General features: G+C 72.2%; 6 protein-coding genes. 3 read left to right on the top strand and 3 right to left on the bottom strand.

Annotated features, from left to right (window positions below; genetic code table 11):
- Both B9S61_RS10440 and B9S61_RS10445 read right to left on the bottom strand, forming a co-directional pair.
- Positions 1–250, bottom strand: a 250-nt coding sequence (locus tag B9S61_RS10440) for a DUF3037 domain-containing protein (RefSeq protein WP_146064773.1), incomplete at its 3' end; no start/stop codon positions are given.
- Positions 247–1,011 (bottom strand): HipA family kinase, encoded by a 765-nt coding sequence (locus B9S61_RS10445; protein ID WP_103542011.1) that lies wholly within the window; start codon positions 1,009–1,011, stop codon positions 247–249. The genes B9S61_RS10440 and B9S61_RS10445, both read right to left, overlap by 4 nt.
- 200 nt (positions 1,012–1,211) lie before the next feature.
- Here B9S61_RS10445 and B9S61_RS10450 point away from each other — a divergent pair, with 200 nt between their 5' ends.
- Both B9S61_RS10450 and B9S61_RS10455 read left to right on the top strand, forming a co-directional pair.
- Entirely contained in the window at positions 1,212–1,667 is a 456-nt protein-coding gene (locus B9S61_RS10450) for a Rieske (2Fe-2S) protein (RefSeq protein WP_103542012.1), read from the top strand.
- A 41-nt stretch (positions 1,668–1,708) separates the two neighbouring features.
- Positions 1,709–2,185 (top strand): pyridoxamine 5'-phosphate oxidase family protein, encoded by a 477-nt coding sequence (locus B9S61_RS10455; protein WP_103542013.1) that lies wholly within the window; start codon positions 1,709–1,711, stop codon positions 2,183–2,185.
- On the opposite strand, the gene B9S61_RS10460 is transcribed toward B9S61_RS10455, so the two are convergent.
- Positions 2,182–3,096, bottom strand: a complete 915-nt coding sequence (locus B9S61_RS10460; RefSeq protein ID WP_103542014.1) for a LysR family transcriptional regulator — start codon at positions 3,094–3,096, stop codon at positions 2,182–2,184. The genes B9S61_RS10455 and B9S61_RS10460 overlap by 4 nt on opposite strands.
- 75 nt (positions 3,097–3,171) lie before the next feature.
- Between B9S61_RS10460 and B9S61_RS10465 the strand changes: the two genes are divergently transcribed.
- Complete coding sequence (locus B9S61_RS10465) at positions 3,172–4,119, top strand: DMT family transporter (protein ID WP_103542015.1); 948 nt, start codon at positions 3,172–3,174, stop codon at positions 4,117–4,119.
- Positions 4,120–4,129 lie beyond the last annotated feature (10 nt).

The following is a 4,129-nucleotide window of genomic DNA, read 5'->3' on the forward strand; positions in this document are numbered from 1 at the left end:
CCGCCGCCGCCTGCCCCGCCGCGTCCCCGCCGGCACAGACGCGCTCCACCGCGCGCAGCGCCGCCCGTACACCGGGCAGGTCGGCCGTGGGGTCGAGGGCCAGCAGCCGCGCCTCGTCGAGATGGGTGCGGGCGCCGACGTAGGACTTCGGGCGGCAGTAGACGAGCACCCCGGCGTTGACGCACTCGCCGCGTTCGATGCGCGGTACGACCCTCAGCAGCGCGTACTCGAAGACGTGCCGGTCGCTCACTGGTCCCCCTGAAGGCCGTGGATGCGCTGGTGGACGGTGCCCGCGCGGGCGAGCAGCGGCCGCGCGTAGGCCAGCCGCAGCTCGTCGGGCGTGTCGAAGCCCGGCTCGCCGGCCAGCCAGACGTCGGGGATCTCCGCGGTGACCTCGGCCAGCAGTTCCTCGGTGACCAGCGGCGCGAACCGCGCCGCCGCGGCCGCGACATCCGGCGCGAAGGTGTTCAGCGCGTGGTCGGAGGCGTCGTAGGGGCGGGCGGCGGAGACGGCGGCGCCGGGCCAGTTGTGATGCCAGATCATCGTCGCGCCGTGGTCGATGAGCCACAGTTCGCCGCGCCGCAGGAGCAGGTTGGGGTTGCGCCAGGAGCGGTCGACGTTGTTCACCAGCGCGTCGAACCAGACGATCCGCCCGGCCTCCTCGGGGCTCACCTCCAAGGCCAGCGGATCGAAGCCGAGGGCGCCGGAGAGGAAGTCCATGCCGAAATTGGTGCCGCCGCTGGACTTCAGCAGCTGCTGCACCTCCTGCTCGGGCTCCCCGAGCCCCAGCACGGGATCGAGCTCGACGGTGACCAGCCGCGGCACCCTCAGCCCCAGCCGGCGGGCGAGTTCCCCGCAGACCACCTCGGCGACCAGCGTCTTGCGGCCCTGCCCGGCACCGGCGAACTTCAGGACGTAGACGCCGAGGTCGTCGGCCTCGACCAGTCCCGGCAGCGAACCGCCCTCGCGCAGCGGCGCGATGAAGCGGGTCGCGATGACTTCCTTGAGCATCGCCCCAGGCTACTGGCGTGTCACCGCGTGCCGGACGCGGCCCGGGAGGGCGTGCCGGTGCCCGACAGGGAAACGACAGCCGTGATTTACGTCCGTCCGACCGCGGGCACGCCAAGCTTCCGGTACCGCCTGAACAGCGCGGGCCCGCTGACCGTACCTCTCCCGAGATCCACTTTCTGCCCCGGAAGGGACACATCGGCATGACCGCATCGCTTCACTCCGTATCCGGACCCGCCCGCCGAACCGTCGTGGCGGCGGCCGGAGCGGCGGGCCTCGCCGTCGCGCTGACCGCGTGCGGAGGTTCCGACGACGGATCCGGCTCTTCCGCGGACTCCGGTACCGCCGGCGGCTCGTCCGACGACGCCGCCGCCGCGCCGCTCGGCTCGACCGCCGACATCCCCGAGGGAGGGGGCAAGGTCTTCGCCGACCGCAAGGTGGTCGTCACCCAGCCCTCGGCCGGCGAGTTCAAGGCGTTCTCGGCGACCTGCACCCACCAGGGGTGCGCGGTGCAGAGCGTCGCCGACGGTGTCATCAACTGCCCCTGCCACAACAGCAACTTCTCGATCGCCGACGGCAGCGTGAAGGGCGGCCCGGCGACCGAACCGCTGCCCTCGGTGGAGATCACCGTCAGCGGGGAATCGATCACGCTCGCCTGAGCCGGCCGCGCCGGGTACGACATAAGAGAAGAAGGGACCGTATGACCGCCACGCAGCGCCGGGGCCGGAAGATCATGATGTCGCCCGGCGAGCTGGACGACTTCCTCACCGTCCAGCGCACCTGCCGGGTGGCCACGGTGTCCGCCGACGGAGCTCCGCACGTCAGTACGCTCTGGTTCGCCTGGGACGGCACATCGCTGTGGCTCTACTCCGTGGTCCGCAGCAAGCGGTGGGTGGATCTGCGGCGGGACCCCCGGGTGGCGATCGTGGTCGACACCGGGGAGGAGTACGAGGAGCTGCGCGGCGCGGAGCTGTCCGGACGCGTGGAGTTCGTGGGTGAGATCCCGCGCACGGGCGAACTGCGCGCGGAACTCGACGTCCCCGAGACACTGTTCGCCCGCAAGAACTTCGGCCTGGACGACATGCCCTACGACGGCCGGCACGCCTGGCTGCGCCTGACACCCGAGAAGATCGTGTCCTGGGACTTCAGGAAGCTGCCGAAGCCTCCCGGCTCCTAGACGCCGGTCCCCCCGACGCGCTCCCCCACCGCGCGCAGTGCCCGCACCGCCGCCCGGATGGACGGGCGGCGGTCCGCGTCAGCGCGCCAGACGACGAAGACGTGCCGCCGCACGCGCTGCCGGAGCGGGACGGTCACCACCCCGTCGGGCAGTGGGTCGCGGCCGAGCACGGGGGCGATGCAGACGCCGAGCCCCGCGGCGACCAGTCCGAGCTGGGTGTGGCTCTCGGCGGCACGGTGGCCGACGACGGGCTCGATGCCCTTGGAGCGCAGCGTGAACATCAGCCACTCGTGGCAGAACTCGCCCTCGCCCCAGGTGATCCACTCGTCCTCGGCGAACTCGGCGAGATCCACCTCGTCCCGGCCGGCCAGCCGGTGGCCGGCCGGCAGCGCCACATCGGCCGGATCGTCGAGCAGCAGTGCCTTGACCAGCCCGTCGGGCAGCGGCATCGGCTTGTTGTACCAGTCGAGCACGACGGCGAGATCGAGATCCCCGCGCACCACTCCCCGGATGCCCTGCTCCGGTTCCAGTTCGCGGGAGCGCACGCGCAGCGCGGGATGCCGTTCCCGCAGCTCCGCGAGCGCGGCCGGGAACAGCCCCCGCGCGGCGGTGGGGAACGCCGAGACCCGCAGCTCGCCGGCGACCTGACCGCGCTGCGCCTCCAGATCGGACTGGGCGAGCTCGACCTGGGACAGGATCCGCGCGGCATGCTCGGCGAGCAGCCGGCCCGCGTCGGTGAGCCGGACGCCGCGCCCGTTCTTGGCGAGCAGTTGCTGACCGACCTCGCGCTCCAGTTTGGACATCTGCTGCGAGACGGCGGAGGTCGTGATGTGCAGCCCTTCGGCCGCGCCGCTGACCGAGCCGTGCCGGGCGAGGGCGTCGAGGGTGCGCAGGCGCTCCAGGTTCAACATATAAGCGATGCTACGAGATACCGCGTGCGAAATCTCGATTGTGCTACGAGATCACCGTGCAGCATCGTTGCGTCCATGAGCAGCGTCACCGCGACCACCACCACGCCGGGCCCGGTCGGCCCCGCCCCGGAACGCCCCCGCCCACGCCTGGACTGGCGGCTGCGTTTCGGGGCGCTGTCGCTGATCTGGGGCTTCAGCTTCCTCCTCATCAAGATCGGCACCCAGGGCTACGCCCCGTTCCAGGTCACCCTCGGCAGGCTGGCCTTCGGGACCGCCGTCCTCGCGGTCGCCATGGCGGTACGGCGGGAGCGGCTGCCGCGCGGTGCGCGTACCTGGGGCCATCTCGCGGTCGCCGGTCTCCTCCTGAACGCCCTGCCGTTCTCGCTGTTCGCCTTCGCGGAGCTGACCATCCCGTCCACGCTGGCCGGCATCTGCAACGCCACCTCGCCACTGTGGGGCATGGCCCTGTCGCTGGTGGCGCTCTCCGAGGACCGGCCGACCCGGGTGCGGGTGGCGGGGCTCGGCCTCGGCTTCCTCGGGGTGCTGACCGTGCTGGGTGCCTGGCAGGGTTTCCAGGGCCTGGACGCCCGGGGCACCGCGCTGGCGCTGCTGGCCTCGCTGAGCTATCCCGTCGGCTGGATCTACGTCCGCCGCACCCTGGCCGGCAACAGCCACTCGAACCTCTCCCTGACCGGCGGCCAGCTGCTGCTCGCCACCGTCCAGCTGGCCGTCGTGACCCCGTTGTTCACCAGCCTCCCGAGCACCTTCGCCGTCGGGCCGCTGCTGGCGGTCGCCGCGCTGGGCACGCTGGGCACGGGTCTGGCCGTACTCGTCCAGTACGGTCTCGTCGCCGAGGTCGGCCCCACGACCGGCCAGATGGTCACCTACTTCGTCCCCGTGATCGCCGCCGCGGCCGGCGTCGTGCTCCTCGGCGAGACCCTGACCTGGTCGACACCGGTGGGCGCGGCGATCGTCCTGGCGGGCGCGGCCCTGACCCAGATGAAGCCGAAGCACCGGCCGTAGCCGGGACACG

This window comes from Streptomyces sp. SM1 (assembly GCF_002910825.1).
In the GTDB taxonomy this organism is placed as follows: domain Bacteria; phylum Actinomycetota; class Actinomycetes; order Streptomycetales; family Streptomycetaceae; genus Streptomyces; species Streptomyces okerensis.

Coding starts and splice junctions, on each gene's coding strand:
- B9S61_RS10445 (WP_103542011.1), bottom strand. CDS start 1,011: ATGCTCAAGGAAGTCATCGCGACCCGCTTCATCGCGCCGCTGCGCGAG.
- B9S61_RS10450 (WP_103542012.1), top strand. CDS start 1,212: ATGACCGCATCGCTTCACTCCGTATCCGGACCCGCCCGCCGAACCGTC.
- B9S61_RS10455 (WP_103542013.1), top strand. CDS start 1,709: ATGACCGCCACGCAGCGCCGGGGCCGGAAGATCATGATGTCGCCCGGC.
- B9S61_RS10460 (WP_103542014.1), bottom strand. CDS start 3,096: ATGTTGAACCTGGAGCGCCTGCGCACCCTCGACGCCCTCGCCCGGCAC.
- B9S61_RS10465 (WP_103542015.1), top strand. CDS start 3,172: ATGAGCAGCGTCACCGCGACCACCACCACGCCGGGCCCGGTCGGCCCC.